The organism is Pseudomonas sp. PA-7-1E, assembly GCF_021605325.1.
Lineage (GTDB): Bacteria > Pseudomonadota > Gammaproteobacteria > Pseudomonadales > Pseudomonadaceae > Aquipseudomonas > Aquipseudomonas fluorescens_BV.
This window is the reverse complement of record NZ_WKFA01000015.1, coordinates 82,987-103,530: the sequence shown is the minus strand read 5'-3', so window position 1 is coordinate 103,530 and position 20,544 is coordinate 82,987. Positions and strand designations below refer to the sequence as shown.

Genomic DNA, 20,544 nt, shown 5'->3' with positions numbered 1-20,544 from the left:
GGACCGTCTCTTGTCCAACCCAACCCCTCAATCGGCCCCGCCGTCCCGCGCCTTGCGCTGGGGCGTGGCCGGCTCGGTGGTGGTGATGATCGCCGCCGGAGGCCTGTTCTACTACGCCTCGCAATTGGCCGCCGGCAAGCGCCAGACCAACCACAATGAAATCGCGGTGACCATCCACGGCCACGCCTGCGAACCCAACGCCCTGACGGTACCAGCAGGACATGCCAGCTTTCGCATCATCAACCGCTCCGACCGCGCGGTGGAGTGGGAAATCCTCGACGGCGTGCTGGTGGTCGAAGAGCGGGAAAACATCGCCCCAGGCCTGAGCCAAGTGATCAACGCCAACCTGCTGCCCGGCGACTACGCCATTACCTGTGGCCTGCTGAGCAACCCTCGCGGCACCTTGCATGTCACGCCCACGGCAGAGTCTGACGCCCAGGCCAAGGCCAAGCCGTCGATGGTGGCCTTTATCGGCCCGTTGTCGGAGTTTCGCGTGTACCTGAGCAGCCAAGGCGGTGCGCTGGTCAAGGCTGTAACGGTCCTGCAACAGGCCATCGCCGCCGGCGACCTGGCCCAGGCCCAGGCGCTGTATGTACCGGCGCGCGAGGCGTATCAGCGCCTGGCGCCGGCGTCTCAGCGTCTGGCCGAATTGGATAACGCGATCAATGCCCGCGCCGATTATTTTGAACAGCGCGAACAGGACCCCGCCTTCAGCGGCTTCCACCGCCTCGAATACAGCCTATTCCAACAACACAGCCTTGATGGCCTCGCGCCGGTCGCCCAACGCCTGGTTACCGACGTCACCACGCTCAAGCAGCAATTACTGGCCCAGTCCCTGCCCCCGGAGCAACTGGTGAGCATCGTGGTCCGCAACCTCAACAGCCTGGCGGACGTGCGGGCGGCGAGCGGTGAAGAGGAACGCTACAGCCACATCGACTTGAACGGCTTTGCCGCCAATCAGCAGGTCGCGCACAAGGTGGTCGACCTGATGCGCCCGTTGCTGGTCAAGTCCGCCGCCGACCTGTTGCCCGCTATCGACAGCGCGCTCAACGCCTTCGACAGCGAACTCGACGGGCTCAAGGTGAATGACCGCTACCCCAGCTACGACAAGGTTACAGCCGATCAGCGCAAGCAGATCGGCGACAAGGCCAAGGCACTGGCCGTTGCACTCGATGGAATCGACCCCGCCCTTGGCCTTTCCGGCCTGCAGTGAAGACGACCGCATACATGAGTGATACAGAACAGTTTGACCTCCAACGTCGCCGCGTCCTGTTGGGCATGGCGGCCACCGGCGCTGCGATTGCCGGCAGCAGCCTGACCTGCCCGGCGATGGCGGCAGCGGCTGAGCAAGTCACCACCGCACCGCGCAGTGACAAGACCCAGGACCACCAGGCGTTTTTCGGCAAGCACCAAAGCGGCATCGTCACCCCGCGCCCGGCCTGCGGCATGGTCGTGGCGTTCGATGTACTGGCCAGCGACCGCCAAGACCTGGAACGTCTGTTCCGCACCCTCAACGAGCGCATCGCATTCCTGATGACCGGCGGCACCGTGCCCCAGGTCGACCCGAAATTGCCGCCCACCGATTCCGGCATCCTTGGCCCTGTGGTCACACCGGATAACCTGACCATTACAGTATCGGTCGGTGAGTCGTTGTTCGACGAACGCTTCGGCCTTGCCGCCGCCAAGCCCAAGCGCCTGAGTCGCATGGTCGGCTTTCCCAACGATGCACTGGAACCGGCGCAGTGTCACGGCGACCTGAGCCTGCAGTTCAGCTCCAACACGCCGGACACCAATATCCACGCGCTGCGCGACATCGTCAAAAACCTGCCCGACCTGCTGCTGGTGCGCTGGAAGCAAGAAGGCAGCGTGCCGCCCCAGGCTCCGGCCAAGCCCGGCGAACCGGCACAGAGTGCGCGCAACTTCCTGGGCTTTCGTGATGGCTCGGCCAACCCCAACTCCAACGATGACAAGGCCATGGACCAGATCGTCTGGGTACAGCCCACCGGCGACGAGCCGGCCTGGGCCGCCCATGGCAGTTACCAAGCCGTGCGCATCATCCGTAACTTTGTCGAGCGCTGGGATCGCACCCCGCTGCAAGAACAGGAAAGCATCATCGGCCGTATCAAACCCACGGGCGCGCCCATGGACGGCCAGCACGAAACCCAGGTCCCGGACTACCGCAAGGACCCGCAAGGCAAGTTGACCAAGCTTGATGCTCACATCCGCCTGGCCAACCCGCGCACCCCGCAGACCCAGGCCAACCTGATCCTGCGGCGGCCGTTCAACTACTCCAACGGCGTCAACAAAAACGGTCAACTGGACATGGGCTTGTTGTTCATCTGCTACCAGGCTGACCTGGAGAAAGGCTTTATCAGCGTGCAAACCCGGCTCAACGGCGAACCGCTGGAGGAGTACCTCAAGCCAGTGGGTGGCGGGTATTTCTTTACCTTGCCGGGTGTCACCGGGCCCAAGGATTTCATCGGACGCACGCTGCTCGCCGCAACGCACCCTCACCCCCCTGCCAAGACCTAAAACACCCCACAGCGGAATGCCTCCCATGAAGAAGTCGTCTATCGCGTTGTTGTTACTCAGCCTTTCGCCACAGGCAAGCTTCGCCGCTACTGCGCCGTTGGACCTGGTGGGCCCGGTGTCGGATTACAAAATCTACGTCACCGAAGAAATCGCTGAGCTGGTCACCCAGACCCAGGCGTTTACTGACGCCATCAATAAAGGCGACCTGGCCACCGCCAAGAAGCTCTACGCGCCGACTCGCGTGCACTATGAGTCCATCGAACCGATCGCCGAGCTGTTCAGCGACCTCGACGCGTCCATCGACTCACGCGTCGACGATCACGAGAAAGGCGTCAAGGCCGAAGACTTCACCGGCTTCCACCGCATCGAGTACAGCCTGTTCTCCGAGAACACCACCCAGGGCCTCGCCGCCCTGGCCGATAAACTCAACAAGGACGTGTTGGACCTGAAAACCCGGGTTGACGGCCTGACCTTCCCGCCGGAAAAAGTCGTCGGCGGCGCCGCAGCGCTGCTTGAGGAAGTCGCCGCCACCAAGATTTCCGGTGAGGAAGACCGTTACAGCCATACCGACCTGTACGACTTCCAAGGCAACATCGACGGTGCAAAGAAAATCGTCGACCTGTTCCGTGGCCAGATCGACCACCAAGACAAGGCATTTTTGGCCAAGGTCGATAAAAACTTCGCCGCCGTGGACAAGATCCTGGCCAAATACAAGACCTCGGATGGCGGCTTCGAGACCTACGACAAAGTCAAGGAAAACGACCGTAAGGCTTTAGTGGGCCCGGTCAATACACTGGCGGAAGATTTGTCCACTTTGCGTGGGAAGTTGGGACTCAACTGATCGAAAGCGCCCCCCGTACGTCACGGCGAGGGCGCTGCCTGAAGTGTTTCAGGTCGTCATGCGGGCAGTGCTTCAAACCCATCCAGCGGCGTGCCGGTCGGCAACCCGGTCTTTGGATGGGTCGCGTACCAACGTCCATCGGTCTGTACCGCGTACACCGGTATCGAATGATTGTGTCCGTTATGAGCACCAGGCTGAACCGCCTGCTCCTGGACATTGTGCGGCGCCTGCAACTGGTTTGATACACCCAGGCAAGTGCGCAGTTTTTCTTCCACCACGCCAAGCTTTAAAAGCACTGAGGGGTTCGATGCCCTGCCTAACGCTTTAGGCAGCGCGACGAGCCCTTTCCCTCCAGCGGCCATCAAATCTGCCGCGCCATCCAGTGGGTTCAAGAAGCCACTGACCACCTCAACCCCCTTTTCCAGTACGCGAAACGCCTTGACGCCGAAGGGAGCCACAGCTTTTGTGGACTTGACGAGCGGTTTCAAGGTTCCAAATGCCCCACCTGCGAATGCCCCGGCGGTGTCGATGATCAGCCCGCGCATCCCTTCAACGATGTTGCCTTTGGTCAGGTCAATGACGGCCCCGACAAACGGGATCATGCTCAACAAAATACTGTCGTTGCGTCGCAATATTTCGCGCTTTTGTTCCAGCGGCAACATGCCATGCGCGACCTTCAGCACGCTGGCACGATGATGGATAAAATTGCCCTGCATGATCCGATCGACAATTGACTGGGTGCGGGGCGACGAAAAACTGTTAGGCACCTGGTTGGATGCCTCGCCCTGTACAGAGACCGGCGTAGCGTGCAGGGTCTCGCCCAGCTTATCAATAATGACACCTGGCGAGGTCACACCGGGCCTGGGCAAGGCATTGGAGCTGTAAGCGGCAAAATCAAATGGTTCCACCGCGCCCAGCCGCACGGGGAGCTCTGACACCGCCCAAGGCCCATACGTCTTCGGCACCGTTTGAAAGGTCCCCCCGAGGGCCAAATCACGCGGCAGGTCTTCGCGCTTGACGATCAACAGCTTGTCCGGGAACACCTCGAAGTAGCTGATTACCCCGTTGTAATTACAGCGTATCAGCGTGCCCTTTCGCCCTCTGCGCTCCTCCACCTGCTCCGGTGTTACATCTATCTCAGGCACGCTATCGGTTGCCTCGCGCAAGGCAAACAGGTCCACGTCCCCCCACTCCAAGGCTTGGCGATCAGCCAACGGCAGTTGGGCGATCATGCGTCTTGTGGCGATGCTCAAACCCTGCTTGAGTTTGTCCAGGTAGGCATCGACTTCACCAGGCAACTGGGCCTGCACATCCGGTAAATGGGCGATCCTGGCGTTCAACGCTTGCACGTTGGCATCAACGGCTGCCTGGTCGGATGCGCTCAGCCGCGGTATGACAAATGGAGAGGTGCGCCGGGCTGGTTGTGGCGGCTGCTCCCCGGGCGCCAGCAGCATCCACCGGTCCCTTGTAAGGTCGCCGGTCATGTACGTCTCGATCAGCGTACGCGTTCTCGGCTCGGACAGCTTCATGTTGCGGCGTTCATCCGGGTCTGCGATGTATACCCGCATGGCTTTCAACTGTTCCGCGCTCAGGCCTGGAAATACTGTCTGCAAGTTCCTGATCGCCGAGTCTTCTCGTATAGGCAGCGGCAGGTTGAACTGCTCCAACGCATAAACGAGTTGCTCGCACTCCTCATTGAAAGCCGTGATGGCCTGCAGATGGTGCTGCTGTGTGTAGCGGCCATCCACTGGCTTTTCATAAAGCCCGCGCATCAAGCCCCAATCGAGTAACACGTCGATCCCATAATTATCCAATACCGCCGCTTCGCCCGGCGTACTGGTGCTCAGCCGGCTGAGCCCCATAATTTCGGTGTAGCTCATGCGCCGCGAGCAACCAGGCCCACCTTGACGCTCGGCAAACGTGACCCCCAGGCGAAAGTCGGCCCATTCCACCGAGCCTATCCGCATCGTGGAAGGGATATCCCGGACCAGAAACTCGGGCGCGCTACTGGCCAACAACAGATGCGCGGCCAGCGGTACCGTCTTTGGATCGAGCAAGGTGTTCTGAGCCAGTTGGGTCTCGATTTCAGCGCGTACCGACGCCATCGTCCGTCCACTGTTGGCGGGCTGATAGATGTCATAACCGGCAACGTTCCCAGGGCGCCGAGGCATCTCGGGGTCAATCTGCAACAGGGCCGCAGTGAGTGCCCACTGTTTGGCTTCTAGGGTCGATAAGTCATAAGTACCGGACGTGCCCTGAAAATACAGACTGCGAGCAGCGGCCTTGCCCCAGTCCAGAGCTAACGGTTGGTCAAGGATCCGCTCCAGTATCTTGTCGGCGTTGGCACGCACTTCTTGCGGGGTGTGCTCATCGAGTACGCCGCGAAAATCCAAGGCGCGCAATAGACTCGGTTCGCTGCGGCTGATGGCATCGTCGCGCATGAACTGAGCTACCAAACGTTTGTCATTTTCAGACAACATGCCCGGTGCCCATGGTCGTGCAAGCAATTGCGCGTAATTACCCAGCGCGGGGGCAGGCGCCACCGCAGCTTGCAACCAGCGAATGACATTGCGCACTTCCTTCGCGTTCTTGGGTACGAGGAAGCCGTGAGAAATCAGTACATCACGCACGGCGGCCTTGTCGGCCCCGTTTGTGGCAAGCACCGACGTAGCGCCGATCGGCGTCTGCGCATCGGCCAGCGACACCTCTTCGTCGTCGGGTCGATTGCGAACCAGATCAGCCAGGCAACCTGCCAGGTATTGACGCTCGTCCAGCCGGTCGATGGTTTTTCTTGCCGCAAGGCTGCTGCCCTGCAGCCGGCCTTTTGTCTCGGTTGACCAACCGGACCATTCCTCCGCCAACAGTTGTCCACGCACCAACGCCAACTCATCGGCATTCGTTGGCGGGGTGATGTCATGCCACTGCAAGACAGCATTGCGAGAAAACCGGTCGGACTGTTCCGGCACATAAGCCACCCCATTACCCGCCCTATCCAGCGCCGTGGCAGCGGCGCGCAATCGGGCCCCGACCTGCCACCAGCCAGAATCGTCGTTCAGAGTGAACGTCTTTCGCGTTCCCACGCGACCGCTTAAGACCAGCCCTGTGATCGAATCCGTTTTTACCACCACGGTGTCCAGGGCCATGCCTTTGCTCATAATCCACGCCTTGACTTCATCAGTATTGAACGCACTGCGCAAAGCGGCAAAGCCTGCGTAGAAAGTGCTGTCGGTGGGGATCTGGACGAGGGAATCCCACGCGTGGCGCGTGGCTGATGTCGCCAGCTCGTTACGCAGGCGGTGATCACCCTCGCTCGACGCCAAGGGCACAGGTTGCAGCGTCCATCGTCGGGGACTATCTACAGCAGGATTTGAGGCTGCTTCGCGCTTGCTGCGAACAACGGGATCGGGGAAGGCGTTTGCCGCCGGGCTCACAGAATGTAGCGGCGGCGTAAACGCAAGGGTGTCGCGACTAGGGCTGATACTCGACATGTCTGTTTCCTCTGAACCAATCAAGGGCAGAGTTCTCGTCCTAAGAACCGTCGAGAAACAACGTAGCAACCAACGCAAGCTATGCGAGTAGGTAAACTCCTAAGGCGGTGAAAACAGTCCTACAGAATACGGTACAGCAACCGCTCGATGCGCACTCGACTGACCCGGCGCAGGAACTTGCCCACCGCGGGTGGATAATCCACCAGCGTTTGCAACTGTTGGTAGCCCTCGATACGGGTTACGTGCTGGAAGATCTGGGCCAACTCGGTACGCCGCGGCGCTAGCCACTGCCCTTGTGGATCATCGATCAGCAAGCCGTTTTCCAAATCGAGGCGAAACGCCCGAGGGTTGAGGTTGTTGCCGGTGAGCAAGGTGTAGCGCTCATCCACCCACATGCCCTTTAGATGGTAGGTGTTATCGCCGTCGCGCCATAAGTGCAGGTTCAACTGGCCGCTGTTGATCATCGGCTGATGCCGCTTGGCAAAGCGTCGCAGGCTGATCTCGTACAGGTACGGCAACGCCGCAATCACCTTGAAAGGTTCGGTGGGCGGAATGTAGAAATCGTTGGCGGTCTTGTCGCCCACCACGATGTCGATCTTTACACCGCGTGCCAGAGCGCGGTTGATCTCACGGGTCACCGGCAATGGGAGGTTGAAATACGGCGTGCAAATAGTCAGCTGCTGCTGGGCGCTGGCGATCAATTCGAGGATCACCCGGCTCAACGGGTTGTTCTTGCCGACGCCCAGCAATGGGCTGACCGACAGATGACCGTTGGGCAACTGCCCGGCCGTAGTGTCGTAGGCCGCATGCTTGAGACGGCTGCGCAGGTCGCCGATATCGTTGCGCAGGCTGCGAGTGGTGGGCGGGTTCGGCAGGTCCAGGCGATGCACGGCCTTGGACGCCACCAGGCCGTGTTCCACCAGGTGCTGCATCGAATCGGCCAGGGGTTGGCTATGGATCAGATGGTAACGGTCGAAGCGGTATTTATCGAACTTGTGCAGGTACACATTGTTCAGGCTGGCGCCGCTGTACAGCACGCTGTCATCGATCACGAAACCCTTGAGGTGCAACACGCCGAACAGCTCGCGGGTTTGCACCGGCACGCCGTACACCGGTACTTCGGTGGCGTGGCGCTGGGTCATCGCCTGGTACCAGGCGCTGTTGCCCGGTTGCTTGCCCGCGCCGATCAACCCGCGCTGGGCGCGCAGCCAATCAACCATCACCACGATGTCCAGTTCGGGCCGTGCGGCCTTGGCGGCATGCAGCGCGTCGTAGATTTCCTGCCCCGCCTCATCCTGCTGCAAGTACAAGGCAACGATGTAGATACGCCGCGTGGCCTGGGCGATTTTCTCCAACAAGCAGCGACGGTAGGCGTCGGCGCTGGGCAGCACTTCAATGGCCTCGTTGGACAACGGGAAACCGCGCAGCTTGGGCAACAGGGAGCGTTTGAAGAACGACGGCATAGGGCTCGCAATGGGTCGAATCCGAAGAGGCCCAAAGCTTACACCATGAGGCTGCTCAGGTCTCGCAGTGGGCAATTCAAAAAACCAGTTGACCATGAAGAACGATCGTTCTACTGTGCGAAACATGAACGATATCACTCAGAATGAAACCCGCGACATCATCCTCGAAGTCACCGAAAAATTGATCTATCGCCACGGCATTGCTGCCACCGGCATGGACTTACTGGTGAAAACCGCCGGGGTGTCGAGAAAGAGTATCTACCGCTACTTCGCCAACAAGGATGAGTTGGTGATTGCTGCCCTTCAACGCCGCGACGAGCGCTGGATGCAGTGGCTGCGCAGCGAAGTGGAACACAGCGACGACAGCGGCCAGCGCCTGCTAGAGCTGTTCAGCGCGCTCAAGCGCTGGTTCGGCTCGGCGGACTTTCGCGGCTGCGCCTTTATCAACACCAGCGGTGAAACCGGCGACGCCCAGGACCCGGTGCGCCTGTTGGCCAAGGCCCATAAACGCAAACTGTTCGAGTACGCACTCGAACTGTGCCAAGCACATGGCACTCCCGCCCCGGAGCAGCAGGCCGCGCAACTGCTGATCCTGATCGATGGTGCCATTACCGTCGCCCTGGTCATGGGTGATTCAACAGCTGCCGATAATGCGCAATGCATGGCGCGGACCTTACTGCAACTTTGAACTCACAGACCAGGCAACTTTCGACCCAACCTTAATTACTTTGAGGAGCCGCCCATGCCAGCCCAAGAAGACGTCCGTCCACCCCTGCCGCCGTTTACCCGCGATTCGGCCATCGAAAAAGTCCGCCTGGCCGAAGACGGCTGGAACTCCCGCGACCCACAACGCGTGTCTCTGGCCTACACCCTGGATACGAACTGGCGTAACCGCGCCGAATTTGCCCATAACCGCGAAGAAGCCAAGCAGTTCCTGAGCCGCAAATGGGCCAAGGAGCTGGATTATCGACTGATCAAGGAATTGTGGGCCTTCACCGATAACCGCATCGCCGTGCGCTATGCCTATGAATGGCACGATGATTCGGGTAACTGGTTTCGCTCGTACGGCAATGAGAACTGGGAGTTCGATGAGAACGGCTTGATCGCCAACCGCTTTGCCTGCATCAACGATATGCCGATCAAAGAGAGCGAGCGCAAGTTCCATTGGCCGCTGGGGCGGCGCCCGGATGACCATCCAGGCCTGTCAGAGCTGGGGCTATAACCCCGACTCTGCAGACCGAATGAGATCCAATGTGGGAGCTGGCTTGCCTGCGAAAGCGGTCGTGCAGTAACAGATTCAGCGCCTGACACACCGCCTTCGCAGGCAAGCCAGCTCCCACACTTGGATCGCGGGGCATCAATTGGATCAGCGTCTGCTACAGCCCCCACATTTCTAGTCCTGATTCAGCCCAACCCGATACAACACGCCGTCATCCTCATCGGTCAGCACATACAGAAAGCCATCCGGCCCCTGCCGCACATCGCGAATTCGCGCTTTCAATTCGCCCAACAAGCGTTCTTCGTGGATCACCTTGTCCCCCTCGAACTGCAACCGAATCAGCTCTTGGCTGGCCAGCGCGCCGATAAACAGGTTGTGCTGCCATGCCTTGAATCGGTCGGCGTCGTAGAACGCCATGCCACTGATGCCCGGCGATTTCTCCCAGACATGATGGGGCGCCACTGTGCCCTCTGCCGTTTTGCCCTTGGCTTCCGGAATCGGCAGCAGGGAATAGTTGATGCCATGGGTTGCCAACGGCCAACCGTAGTTCTTGCCGCGCTCGATGATATTGACTTCGTCGCCGCCACGGGGCCCGTGTTCATGTTCCCAGATCGTGCCGCTCCAGGGGTTCAGGGCCAGCCCCTGAGGGTTACGCTGCCCGTAGGACCAGATTTCCGGACGCACGCCGGGTTGACCGACAAAAGGGTTGTCGTCCGGCACCCGCCCATCCGGGTAGATGCGCACCACTTTACCTTGCAGCTTGTCCAGGTCTTGGGCCGTGGGGCGGTCGTTGTTCTCCCCGAGAGTCACGAACAGGTAGCCATCACGGTCGAAGGCCAGGCGCGAGCCGAAGTGGTTGCCAGTAGACAGCTTGGGCTCCTGGCGCAGTATCACCTTGAAGTCTTCCAAGCCGCTCAAGTCGGCCGCCAAACGCCCGCGCCCTACGGCTGTACCGGCCTTGCCGCCCTCGCCACCGCCTTCGGCGTACGACAGGTAAACCAGGCGGTCTTGCTTGAAGTCTGGCGACAGCACCACATCCAGCAACCCACCCTGCCCTTTGGCCCATACCTGCGGCACGCCCTTCAAGGGCGCAGACAGCTTGCCGTCCGGGCTCACAAAACGCAGGTTTCCAGGCAGTTCGGTCACCAGGAAACCTTGCTGGTCCGGCAAAAACGCCAGTGCCCACGGATGGTCAAGGCCCTTGGCAACCGGCGTGGCGGTGATGCTGCCTTGCTCGCTGGGGAACTGTTGGCTATCGGCGGCATACGCCGCGCTCAACGGCAGTAACGCGCTGGCGCACAGGGCGGCTAGCAGGGTTTTACTTACAAACATAAGGCGAAATCCTTAGCGGCGATTGCCGTTGGCATCATAGGTGGGCGCTTTGGGTACGGTGGCTGGTCGGCTGGGGGCCGCCTCCTGCTTGGGGTAGCGGTTGCCGATGCCGCCGTTTTCCAGCGTCGGCCGCGGGTTTGCCGGGACAGGCTGGATACTGCGAACTGCCGGTGCATTGGGCTGGGTGCCCTGCATGCTATTGGGGTTGGCCCGGTGAATAGGGCAGTAGTCGCTACGCCCTGGCAGGTTTTGCGCCTGGGCCAATGGCGCAAGGGCCAGGCCCAGCGCCAATGCTGAAAGATGACGTACACAACGGTTCATGGCCAAACCTCTCTATGCCAAGTACTACGTGCTTTCGATAACACGCTACGCCGTGGGTTCGCGTTGCGACACTAAATAGTTTCTCATCAGGTGTAACACGATCTGTCCGAGCATCTATCCGCCGAAACTTTTGCCGTGCTCTGCGAGTCACCAGCACACAGGCTCTTCGTTGAGGAATAACACCTATGCCACGGGCAATCTGGAAAGGCGCCATCAGTTTCGGCTTGGTTCACATCCCGGTATCGCTGGTCTCGGCGACCTCTTCACAAGGCGTCGACTTCGACTGGCTGGACAAGCGCAGCATGGACCCGGTGGGCTATAAGCGCATCAACAAAACCACCGGCAAGGAAGTCACCAAGGACAATATCGTCAAGGGCGTGGCCTTTGAAAAAGGACGCTACGTGGTGCTCAGCGAAGACGAAATTCGCTCGGCCCACCCCAAGTCCACCCAGACCATCGAAATCATCGCCTTCGTCGCCAGCGACCAGATCCCCCTGCAAAACATCGACACGCCCTACTTTCTCGCCCCGGATAAACGCGGCGGCAAGGTCTATGCACTGCTGCGCGAAGCGCTGAAAAAAACCGGCAAGGTCGCCCTGGCCAATGTGGTGCTGCACACCAAGCAGCATCTGGCTGCGTTGATGCCGCTGGAGTCGGCGCTGGTGCTGGTCATGCTGCGCTGGCCCGCCGAAGTGCGCAGCCTGGATGAGTTGGAGTTGGGCAGCGATGTGACAAAGCCGACCCTGGCCAAAGGTGAATTGGACATGGCCAAGCGCCTGGTGGAAGACATGAGCGCCGATTGGCAGCCCGATGAATACCGTGACAGCTTCCAGGACAAGATCAGGGCGTTGGTGGCGAAGAAGGCCAAGGCCGGCAAGATCGAAGATGTGGAAACGGCCGAAGGCGGCGAAGAGCGAAAATCCGCGGATGTCATCGACCTGACGGAACTGCTCAAACGCAGCCTGGCGGGTAAACCTGCGGCGAAAAAGAGCGTCGCGAAAAAGTCCAATAACAAGGCCTCTTGAGCCTGCCATTGACGGGAGAACGACATGGCAAAGCCCCTGAGCGAGTACAACCGCAAGCGCGATTTCAAGATCACCGCCGAACCCGCAGGCAGCTCACCCGCCAGCAAACGTAACGCTTCGGCCCTAAGCTTTGTGATTCAAAAGCATGATGCGCGCAACCTGCATTACGACTTTCGCCTGGAACTGGATGGCGTGCTGTTGAGCTGGGCGGTGCCCAAGGGCCCAAGCCTGGACCCGAGCCAGAAACGCCTGGCGGTGCATGTTGAAGACCACCCACTGAGCTATGGCAGTTTCGAGGGCAGTATCCCCACCGGCCAATACGGTGCGGGGGATGTAATCGTGTGGGACCGAGGCATCTGGCAACCCCACGATGACCCGCGCAAAGCCTACGCGGCGGGTAAACTCAAATTCACCTTGGTGGGTGAGAAACTCTCCGGTGATTGGGCGCTGGTACGTACCCGCCTCAAGGGCAGCGGTGACAAGGAGCAGTGGCTGTTGATCAAGGAAAACGATCAGCAGGCGCGCCCGGCCTCTGAGTTCGATATTGTCGAGGCCGAGCCCGCCAGCGTGCTCAGCGACGCGGTCGTGGGCAAGCCAAAAGCCAAGGCCAAGGCCAAACCCAAGGCCGCGCCAAAAGCCAAAGCGCCCAAGCGCAACGCTGCCCTGCCTGACGAGTTTGCCCCCCAACTGGCAACCTTGGTCGACCGCGCCCCCGAAGGTGATTGGCGCTACGAAATCAAGTTCGACGGCTACCGCATCATGGCGCGCATTCGCGACGGTGAAGTGCGCCTGTTCACCCGCAACGGCCACGACTGGACCGAACGCCTGCCGCGTCAGTGCAAAGCCTTGCAAGCGCTCAAGCTCAAAGACAGTTGGCTGGATGGCGAAGTGGTCAGCCTCAATGGCGACGGGCTGCCGGATTTCCAGGCGCTGCAAAACGCATTCGATATCGGCCGCAGCCTGGACATCGTCTATTACCTGTTCGATGCACCCTTTTTGAATGGCCGCGACCAGCGCGAAGACCCGGTCGAAGAGCGTCGGGCTGCGCTTAAATCCGCACTGTCCGCCAGCCGAAGCAAACTGCTGCGCTTCTCCGAAGCCTTTGCCGCCAGCCAGAGCGATATTTTCGAGAGCGCCTGTGACCTGTCGCTCGAAGGCGTGATCGGCAAGCGCGCCGGCAGCCCCTACGTGTCGCGGCGCAGTGCCGACTGGATCAAGCTCAAATGCCGCCTGCGCCAGGAGTTCGTGATTGTCGGCTACACCCGCCCCCAAGGTTCGCGCAGCGGCTTTGGGGCGCTGCTGCTGGCGGTCAACGATGACACCGGCCTGGTATATGCCGGGCGCGTGGGCACGGGCTTTGATCAGGCGGCGCTGAAAACCATCTATGCCAAGCTCACGCCGCTCGAGCGCAAGGACTCGCCACTGCAAAAGCCATTGACCAGTGCCCAGGCCCGCGGCGTGCATTGGGTTGAGCCGAGCCTGGTAGGCGAAGTGCAATTTGCCGAATGGACCCGTGAAGGCGTGGTGCGCCAGGCCGCGTTTGTGAGCCTGCGCACCGACAAGCCAGCCTCGCAGATCATTCATGAACAGCCGCGCGCGGCCAAGTCGGTCAAGGCACCGCAGGCATCGAAAGCCGGTAAAGCGCAGGCAACGGTGAAGAACGTGAAAATCACTCACCCCGAGCGCATTATCGACAAGCACAGCGGCACGCAAAAACAGCAATTGGCACAGTTCTACACCGATATCAGCGAATGGATCCTGCCCTTTCTGCGCGCACGTGCCGTGTCCCTGCTGCGCGCGCCGGAAGGGATCGAAGGTGAGCAGTTCTTCCAGAAACACTCAGAGCGCATGGCAATCCCCCACATCAAGCAATTGGACCCGGCGCTGGATCCAGGCCATGCGCGCCTGATGGAAATAGACAGCGTGGAAGCCCTGGTCGGCGCGGTGCAAATGGGTACGGTCGAGTTTCACACCTGGGGCGCTACCGCAGACAAGATTGAAACGCCCGACCTGTTCGTGCTCGATCTCGATCCGGACCCGACCTTGCCCTGGAAAGCCATGCTGGAAGCGGCCCAACTGACTCTGTCGGTACTTGATGAGCTGGGCTTGCAGGCTTTCGTCAAAACCAGCGGCGGCAAGGGCCTGCACTTGATCGTGCCATTGGCCCGGCGCGATAACTGGGACACCGTCAAGGCATTCGCCAAAGCCATTGCCCAATTCATGACCCGCCAACTGCCCGAACGCTTTACCGCCACCAGTGGCCCCAAGAACCGCGTGGGCAAGATCTTTATCGATTACCTGCGTAACGCCCGCGGCGCCAGTACCGTGGCGGCGTATTCAGTGCGGGCACGCCCGGGCTTGCCAGTGTCGGTGCCGGTGAGTCGAGAGGAGTTGAAAGGATTGCGCGGCGCCCAACAGTGGACAGTGGCGAACCTGCACCAACGGTTGCAGGCCTTGAAGGACGACCCGTGGGCGGGGTATGCCAATCGGCAGAAGATCAGCAAAAAAATGTGGGACAAGTTGGGCGCGCAACCCCCTGGGTGATCCGCGCCCTGAGCCAGGTCAGATAAGAATGAAGATCAGCGCCAGACCGGCAAAGATCGCCCACTTTTCCAGGTAGTAGCGCGTGCGGTTGCGCTTTTTGAGCTCCTTGCCACGCAGGCGAATCTTGTACAGCCGGGTGAAGGCACGGTTGAGGCCGCCGGTCTTGTCACCCTCATCGTTGGGCGAACCTGCGGCCGCCATCACATTGCGGCTAAACCAGCGATTGAACGCAGCCGCCCAGCGGTACTTCATGGGCCGTTCGATATCACAGAACAGTATGATGCGGTTCTGTTGGGTGGTGTTTTCCGCGTAGTGAATGTAGGTCTCGTCGAACATCACCGGCTCGCCGTCGCGCCAGTAATAGCTTTCGCCGTCCACGTTGATGTAGCAGCCTGGATCGTTAGGCGTATCCAGCCCCAGGTGATAGCGGTACGAGCCCGCATACGGGTCGCGGTGACGCACCAGCTTGGAGCCCGGAGGCAGTTCGGCGAACATCGCGGCCTTGATCGAGCCGATGCTTTGCACCAGCTCGGTGGTGCGTGGGCACAGCTTCATCGCCGAGGGGTGACTGTCGCCGTACCACTTGAGGTAGAAACGCTTCCAGCCGGTCTTGAAGAACGAGTTGAACCCTACGTCGTTGTATTGCTCCGAGCGTTTGATCTCACCCGCCCGCATCAGATTCTGGCCTTCTTCGCGGATCTCTTCCCAGTGCTCCTGCAATGGGCTCAGGTCTGGAAAGTCGCTGGGCGAAAGGTAGGGACGGCTGGGCTGCTTGGAGAACAGGTACAGGAAACAGTTGATCGGCGCCAGGAACGTCGAGTGATCACTAAGCTGGCGACCCAGCTTGTGTCGCACCCGACCACGCAGGTGTACATACGCAATGGAAGCAACGTAGAGAGCAACAATGATGAGTTTCAAGGGATTCGTCACACGTCAGGGAGAGAACAGGCTGCTCCTGCGGGCCCACAACGGCCGAGGATGGATAAGCAGCACCTGAAATCACAATTCACATACAGGTGACACGGCCGGCGGGATAACCGCCTGCGTGCGACCATTGGCAGTTATTTAGCCACACTTTGTAACCAAAGGTTAACTAAGAATTGTGAAAAGCTGTCTATTGAGTGTGCTGGGGGTAGGAGCAGGCAGGCCCTTGAGCCTGCCTGTTTGAGGGCGTTTGAAGGGTTAAAGCGGCGAATCTTTACCCTCGCGGCGATCCCCTAATGCCGTATAGGGCACGGCCTGAGTGCGGCTGCGAACGAAGTAGCGGATCAGCGCAATCATCAGGCCCAGCAGCAGACCTCCGACAAGGCTCAACGCGATAACCAGCGGCTTTTTCGGCTTGATCGGCGACAGAGGCTCCTGGGCTCGACGGTCAATGGTCACCAGCTTGAGGTTGCTCATATCGATATTCAAACCACGCAACCTGGCGACTTCAGCGCGAAGCGGCTCGACGTCCTGCAAGAAGATGTCTTCATTGCCCCGCTTGCGCAGTACCTCAACCTCGCGGTTGCTTTCCAACAGTTGCAAGTCTTTGCCGATCTCGGCAATGCGCGGGTTGGTGAAATCGTCGCTGGTACGCTGCTGCAATGCAGCGCGTTCGGCTTCCAGCGCCTCGGTCCCCATGAAATACAGCGGAATCTTCTGGTTGTTCACCTCGGTCCGCATGACCTGGCTCGAACCTGTGCGGGTGGAGTCGGCCATAGAGGACGGCGTTGTTGGTGTACGAATGCCCATGGACTTGGCAATGCTGATCGCTTCGGCCAACTCGGCCAAGCGGTTGGTGCGCTCCATCTTCATTTGCAAGCGCAAAGCGCTGAGCTCGTCCTGCAATTGGGCACGCTTGAGCCGGTCAGCTTCCAGCAACTTGGCGATTTTCGATTCTTTATCGGTATCGTAATTGGCGCGGGCAGCGTCGATCTTGCCCTTGAGCTCGCTCAAGCGGTTATTGACGATAACCTTCAGGTCGGCACCCACCTGCTGACGCTCGGCGGCGATGGCGTAGTCCACAAAACCGTTGAGGATCGCAACACCATCGACGTCGGTCGGGTATTGCAACTCCAGACGGATATAACTGCTCAACGAATCGGATTTCTTGGGGTCGGGCAGAATCAGATTGACGGAATTGCGGTTGAACGCCTCAAAGCTCTGCTCAAGGGTTTGCCCCGGTTTCTTGAACGCCTTGAACAACTCCTCATGATCCTTGAAGAACCCCAGGCGCGCATCATAGGAATCCAACTGCGCGCCCACCTTGAGCAGCGCATCGGCAGGCGGCAACTTATACACTTCCGAACGGTTCAAGGCGTCCAGCTCGTTGATAGCCGCAGGCCGTAACACACTGCTGACCTCATAGGTCTTGGGTGCCAGGAAGGCATAACCTGCGCCTAATACCCCGGCCAGAAGCGTACACCCGACCACCAGCTTTTTTTGTCGCCAGATGGCGTGAAACAATTCAAATAAATCAATTTCATCAGACGCTGCGGAAGGCGGAAGCGGGGAAGTACGATTCAAAATAAGAACACCTTAAAATAATACTAAAAGGCCATCATTCTCAGAAGTCTGAATGACTTCAAAAATCAGGGACAACGCCCTGGATACGGCAGACCAGTGGCGATGTGACCACTCAGTCCCCTGAAATATCCCACAAACTTAGGGATTATTTCGGTTTCATTTCGGTGAGTAAGCCAAATCACACAGCCATGTCAGACTGATCTGGCTGCAAGCGTAGTCAATCCAACATGAAAAAGCTGTCAAATACCTGTCTTATAAAGAAAAAAATTTCGCCTTCATGGGGGACAGTGGCAGCCTCAAGACAATTGAACATTTTTTTGAACAGCAATAAGGAGTTTGCATGTCACCGCTTTCAGCCTCGGACTTTCACGCACTGCAAGGCAAATGGGAACAAACAGCCCTTGAAGACAGTGGCGTGCTCAACCCCGTGGATGCTCACAGCGCACCGGGAGCAATGACGACAATTGCGGGGGATCGCTTCGAAGTGACCACGGTCAATGGCGAAATATTATTGGCGGGGCGGTTCGTACTGGACGCCAGTACTACGCCCAAAAGCATCACCTGGACGGACGCCATCGGCGAAGATGCAGGCAAGCAACTCCCCGCCAGTTACCGGCTCGACGGCGATGATTTTGTGTTTATCGCAGCGGATGAGGGCATGCCCAGGCCCACTGTATTCAGCACCGGCCCAGGGCAAACCATGCGCACCTTCGTGCGGCGCTCTTGATCAAATGTGGGAGCTGGCTTGCCTGCGATAGCGGTGGGTCAGTCAACTAATCTGTCACTGATACACCGCTATCGCAGGCAAGCCAGCTCCCACAGGTTGGAACGCGGGGCGTCAGGCAGATAGGCGGTGGCTGGCAGGCCGTTACGGGAGCAAGCTCCCTCGCCACAGGAGGACACATAAGCCGTGATTATCCGATTTGATCACGGCATTTTCACAAAGACTTCACTTTTCGACCTATAAGGTCAGGCCTACCTACTCCAGTGAATCACTTGGCCCGCCCTCTCCTCGCGGGCCTTTTTTTTGCGTGCGCAAACCTTGATCAGCCATCACGCCTGATCGCTGTCATGGTAAAGCACAGGGGCAGTTGCGCGGCCTGATGCTCATATTGATCGTAGAGTTCTTCCCGGTTTGAATGCGGGTATTCCTGCAAATGAGCGATCTGCAACTGCGCTGCGATAGCCCCGCTGACTACATTGCCCAGGGTATGTACATACCAATAGGAGGTCGGCCCGGGCCGCTCATCCTTCCCTTCATAGACAATTGCCTCCTGCAGCACAAAGGGTTCACGCTGGAAGTAAGAACTGGCAGGCAGCATAGGGTTGGCCCCATAGGGGTCAAACATCTCAAGAAAGGGATGGGTTTCGTACATGACCAACGTACCGCCGGGCTTCAGCACACTGGCAACCTGGCGCATGAACAACGCCACATCCGGCATCCAGCCCAGCACGCCGATGGTCACCAGGGCAATATCGAACCGTGCCTGCAAACGCTCGGGCAAATGGTGGATATCGGTCTCAATGAACTCAGGGCTGTGTGGCGAGGCCTCGGCCAACTCCCGAGCCTGTTCAAGAAACGCCCGGGATTGATCAACCCCCACCACCGAACGGGCGCCCAAGCCATACAACGAAAGGCTTTCGCGTCCGTTGTTGCAGCACAATTGCACCACGTCCTTGCCCACCACGCCTACCTCTTGCAGCAAGGTGGTGATGGTCGGGTCAAGGCAGGAAAAATCAGGCTCGGCTACCGAGTCCAGCAGTGCCGCCCAGGTCGCGGTGTCTTTATGCAACCCGGCGGATTCGTCCCAGGCATTTCTATTGCTGGCGATCGCCTCTTGCGCTGAGGGCATGTCCATTGCTTCTCCAGAAATTCATTCCAGTGGGCTTCGGAAAGTAAATTAAATGCGCGCAGGAGGAAACCCTGGCCCACCGCGAAACTTATCGCCCAGCCCACCGGTCATTATCCCAACGCGCGCTCAGCCCCTGAACGCCGCTCTTGAAGGTCGCACCGTGGCCCGTCATTCAGACCTGCGCATCGCTTTATCCCTGGACAGCCTGAACTTCTTTCTTGCCGATGTGCGCGACGGTCTCGGACCGTACCTGGCGATCTATCTGTTGGCCGTCCATCAATGGGAGCCGGCCAGCATTGGCGTGGTCATGACCCTCGCAGGCATCGCTGCCTTGCTGACCCAAGGCCCCGCGGGTGCGCTGATCGACCGCACTCGCAGCAAACGCGCGGTGGTTGCCATTGCCGCGCTATTGGTGACGGGCAGTTGCCTGATGCTGCCCTTCGTCAGTTCATTTGGCTGGGTGGCGCTGACCCAAGCTGCCAGCGCCGTAGCTGCCTCTGTCTTTGCTCCGGCAATTTCCGCCATTTCGCTGGGGATCACCGGGCCGCGTGCCTTCACCCGGCGTACCGGGCGCAACGAGACTTTCAACCATGCCGGCAATGCCGTGGCCGCGCTGCTGGCCGGCGGGCTGGCCTACCTGTTCGGGCCGGTGGTGGTGTTCTACCTGATGGCGTTTATGGCCGTCGCCAGTGTCATTGCGGTAAGTTGCGTGCCGGCCGAGGCGATTGACCATGAGGTCGCCCGTGGTTTTGATCCGGCCCATCACACCGACCACGAACAGCCCTCGGGCCTGAAAGCATTGCTGGCCAACCAACCGCTGCTACTGTTTGCCATCTGCTGCGCACTGTTTCACCTGGCCAATGCCGCGATGCTGCCGCTGGTCAGCCAGAAACTGGCGCAGATCAATCTGCAGATGGCCACCCCGCTGACGTCAGCCTGCATTGTCGCCGCACAGTTGGTGATGGTGCCGATGGCCTGGCTGGTCGGGCTCAAGGCCGATATCTGGGGGCGCAAGCCGCTGTTGCTTGCAGGTTTCCTGATACTGCCGTTGCGTGGCGTGCTCTATACCTTATCCAGCGACCCCTACTGGCTGGTGGCCGTGCAGATGCTCGACGGTATCGGCGCCGGCATTTTCGGCGCCCTGTTCCCGGTGATCGTCAAAGACCTGACCCAAGGCACCGGCCGCTTCAACGTCAGCCTGGGCGCCCTCTCCACCGTATTCGGCCTGGGCGCGGCACTCAGCAACAGCCTGGCCGGTTTCGTGGTGCAGCAGGCTGGCTACAACGCGGCCTTCCTGACGTTGGCAGCGGTTGCAGCCGCTGCCTTGATGCTGTTGTGGCTGGCTATGCCTGAGACATTGGCAAAACCATCCTTCGCTCGCCATACAACTGTCGCCTGACATATGCGACAATGCGCGC

16 protein-coding genes are annotated in these 20,544 nt (G+C 59.6%); 9 read left to right on the top strand and 7 right to left on the bottom strand.

Features of this window, described 5'->3' with window-relative positions; all coding sequences use genetic code 11:
• The first annotated feature begins 10 nt into the window (after window positions 1-10).
• From efeO (GIW79_RS12840) to efeO (GIW79_RS12830), 3 genes are read left to right on the top strand one after another with little or no spacing between them, the layout of a single operon-like run.
• Complete coding sequence (efeO, locus tag GIW79_RS12840) at window positions 11-1,213, top strand: iron uptake system protein EfeO (protein WP_236452713.1); 1,203 nt, start codon at window positions 11-13, stop codon at window positions 1,211-1,213.
• A 14-nt stretch (window positions 1,214-1,227) separates the two neighbouring features.
• On the top strand, window positions 1,228-2,532 hold the full coding sequence (gene efeB / locus GIW79_RS12835) for an iron uptake transporter deferrochelatase/peroxidase subunit (protein ID WP_186527734.1): 1,305 nt from the start codon (window positions 1,228-1,230) through the stop codon (window positions 2,530-2,532).
• Between the two features lie 25 nt (window positions 2,533-2,557).
• The gene (efeO, locus tag GIW79_RS12830; protein WP_236452706.1) at window positions 2,558-3,373 is read left to right on the top strand and encodes an iron uptake system protein EfeO; all 816 of its coding nucleotides are present in this window, start codon (window positions 2,558-2,560) and stop codon (window positions 3,371-3,373) included.
• A 56-nt stretch (window positions 3,374-3,429) separates the two neighbouring features.
• Here the strand turns inward: efeO (GIW79_RS12830) and GIW79_RS12825 are convergent, their stop codons facing one another.
• Both GIW79_RS12825 and pssA read right to left on the bottom strand, forming a co-directional pair.
• A complete protein-coding gene (locus tag GIW79_RS12825) occupies window positions 3,430-6,861 on the bottom strand; it encodes a hypothetical protein (protein ID WP_236452703.1) in 3,432 nt (1,143 codons plus the stop codon).
• A 119-nt stretch (window positions 6,862-6,980) separates the two neighbouring features.
• Window positions 6,981-8,324, bottom strand: coding sequence for a CDP-diacylglycerol--serine O-phosphatidyltransferase (gene pssA, locus GIW79_RS12820; protein ID WP_089041610.1), 1,344 nt, complete (start codon window positions 8,322-8,324; stop codon window positions 6,981-6,983).
• A 124-nt stretch (window positions 8,325-8,448) separates the two neighbouring features.
• Between pssA and GIW79_RS12815 the strand changes: the two genes are divergently transcribed.
• Entirely contained in the window at window positions 8,449-9,012 is a 564-nt protein-coding gene (locus GIW79_RS12815) for a TetR/AcrR family transcriptional regulator (RefSeq protein ID WP_236452700.1), read from the top strand.
• A gap of 54 nt (window positions 9,013-9,066) precedes the next feature.
• Window positions 9,067-9,546 carry a nuclear transport factor 2 family protein gene (locus tag GIW79_RS12810; RefSeq protein ID WP_236452699.1) on the top strand — a complete coding sequence of 160 codons (480 nt, stop codon included), beginning with the start codon at window positions 9,067-9,069 and terminating at the stop codon, window positions 9,544-9,546.
• A gap of 171 nt (window positions 9,547-9,717) precedes the next feature.
• Here GIW79_RS12810 and GIW79_RS12805 read toward each other — a convergent pair whose 3' ends face one another.
• Window positions 9,718-10,875 (bottom strand): PQQ-dependent sugar dehydrogenase, encoded by a 1,158-nt coding sequence (locus tag GIW79_RS12805; protein ID WP_057977286.1) that lies wholly within the window; start codon window positions 10,873-10,875, stop codon window positions 9,718-9,720.
• A gap of 12 nt (window positions 10,876-10,887) precedes the next feature.
• The gene (locus GIW79_RS12800; RefSeq protein WP_236452697.1) at window positions 10,888-11,196 is read right to left on the bottom strand and encodes a hypothetical protein; all 309 of its coding nucleotides are present in this window, start codon (window positions 11,194-11,196) and stop codon (window positions 10,888-10,890) included.
• 185 nt (window positions 11,197-11,381) lie between these two features.
• Between GIW79_RS12800 and ku the strand changes: the two genes are divergently transcribed.
• The gene (gene ku, locus GIW79_RS12795; RefSeq protein WP_057977282.1) at window positions 11,382-12,221 is read left to right on the top strand and encodes a non-homologous end joining protein Ku; all 840 of its coding nucleotides are present in this window, start codon (window positions 11,382-11,384) and stop codon (window positions 12,219-12,221) included.
• 24 nt (window positions 12,222-12,245) lie between these two features.
• Window positions 12,246-14,765, top strand: coding sequence for a DNA ligase D (gene ligD / locus GIW79_RS12790; RefSeq protein ID WP_236452695.1), 2,520 nt, complete (start codon window positions 12,246-12,248; stop codon window positions 14,763-14,765).
• 18 nt (window positions 14,766-14,783) lie between these two features.
• Here ligD and lpxO read toward each other — a convergent pair whose 3' ends face one another.
• Together lpxO and GIW79_RS12780 are read right to left on the bottom strand one after the other, a co-directional pair.
• On the bottom strand, window positions 14,784-15,683 hold the full coding sequence (gene lpxO, locus GIW79_RS12785) for a lipid A hydroxylase LpxO (protein WP_014718362.1): 900 nt from the start codon (window positions 15,681-15,683) through the stop codon (window positions 14,784-14,786).
• Window positions 15,684-15,947: 264 nt separating this feature from the next.
• The gene (locus tag GIW79_RS12780) at window positions 15,948-17,273 is read right to left on the bottom strand and encodes a Wzz/FepE/Etk N-terminal domain-containing protein (protein WP_054895931.1); all 1,326 of its coding nucleotides are present in this window, start codon (window positions 17,271-17,273) and stop codon (window positions 15,948-15,950) included.
• A gap of 340 nt (window positions 17,274-17,613) precedes the next feature.
• Between GIW79_RS12780 and GIW79_RS12775 the strand changes: the two genes are divergently transcribed.
• Window positions 17,614-18,000 carry a TIGR03067 domain-containing protein gene (locus GIW79_RS12775; protein ID WP_054895932.1) on the top strand — a complete coding sequence of 129 codons (387 nt, stop codon included), beginning with the start codon at window positions 17,614-17,616 and terminating at the stop codon, window positions 17,998-18,000.
• A 319-nt stretch (window positions 18,001-18,319) separates the two neighbouring features.
• Here GIW79_RS12775 and GIW79_RS12770 read toward each other — a convergent pair whose 3' ends face one another.
• Window positions 18,320-19,132, bottom strand: a complete 813-nt coding sequence (locus GIW79_RS12770) for a class I SAM-dependent methyltransferase (protein WP_236452693.1) — start codon at window positions 19,130-19,132, stop codon at window positions 18,320-18,322.
• Window positions 19,133-19,286: 154 nt separating this feature from the next.
• Between GIW79_RS12770 and GIW79_RS12765 the strand changes: the two genes are divergently transcribed.
• Window positions 19,287-20,525, top strand: coding sequence for an MFS transporter (locus GIW79_RS12765; RefSeq protein WP_034127348.1), 1,239 nt, complete (start codon window positions 19,287-19,289; stop codon window positions 20,523-20,525).
• Window positions 20,526-20,544: the final 19 nt, after the last annotated feature.

Excerpts from the sequence above, each read along its gene's own strand:
- pssA (WP_089041610.1), bottom strand. The coding sequence starts at position 8,324 with ATGCCGTCGTTCTTCAAACGCTCCCTGTTGCCCAAGCTGCGCGGTTTC.
- ku (WP_057977282.1), top strand. The coding sequence starts at position 11,382 with ATGCCACGGGCAATCTGGAAAGGCGCCATCAGTTTCGGCTTGGTTCAC.
- GIW79_RS12815 (WP_236452700.1), top strand. The coding sequence starts at position 8,449 with ATGAACGATATCACTCAGAATGAAACCCGCGACATCATCCTCGAAGTC.
- efeO (WP_236452706.1), top strand. The coding sequence starts at position 2,558 with ATGAAGAAGTCGTCTATCGCGTTGTTGTTACTCAGCCTTTCGCCACAG.
- GIW79_RS12810 (WP_236452699.1), top strand. The coding sequence starts at position 9,067 with ATGCCAGCCCAAGAAGACGTCCGTCCACCCCTGCCGCCGTTTACCCGC.
- GIW79_RS12800 (WP_236452697.1), bottom strand. The coding sequence starts at position 11,196 with ATGAACCGTTGTGTACGTCATCTTTCAGCATTGGCGCTGGGCCTGGCC.
- ligD (WP_236452695.1), top strand. The coding sequence starts at position 12,246 with ATGGCAAAGCCCCTGAGCGAGTACAACCGCAAGCGCGATTTCAAGATC.
- GIW79_RS12775 (WP_054895932.1), top strand. The coding sequence starts at position 17,614 with ATGTCACCGCTTTCAGCCTCGGACTTTCACGCACTGCAAGGCAAATGG.
- GIW79_RS12770 (WP_236452693.1), bottom strand. The coding sequence starts at position 19,132 with ATGGACATGCCCTCAGCGCAAGAGGCGATCGCCAGCAATAGAAATGCC.
- GIW79_RS12805 (WP_057977286.1), bottom strand. The coding sequence starts at position 10,875 with ATGTTTGTAAGTAAAACCCTGCTAGCCGCCCTGTGCGCCAGCGCGTTA.
- GIW79_RS12825 (WP_236452703.1), bottom strand. The coding sequence starts at position 6,861 with ATGTCGAGTATCAGCCCTAGTCGCGACACCCTTGCGTTTACGCCGCCG.
- efeB (WP_186527734.1), top strand. The coding sequence starts at position 1,228 with ATGAGTGATACAGAACAGTTTGACCTCCAACGTCGCCGCGTCCTGTTG.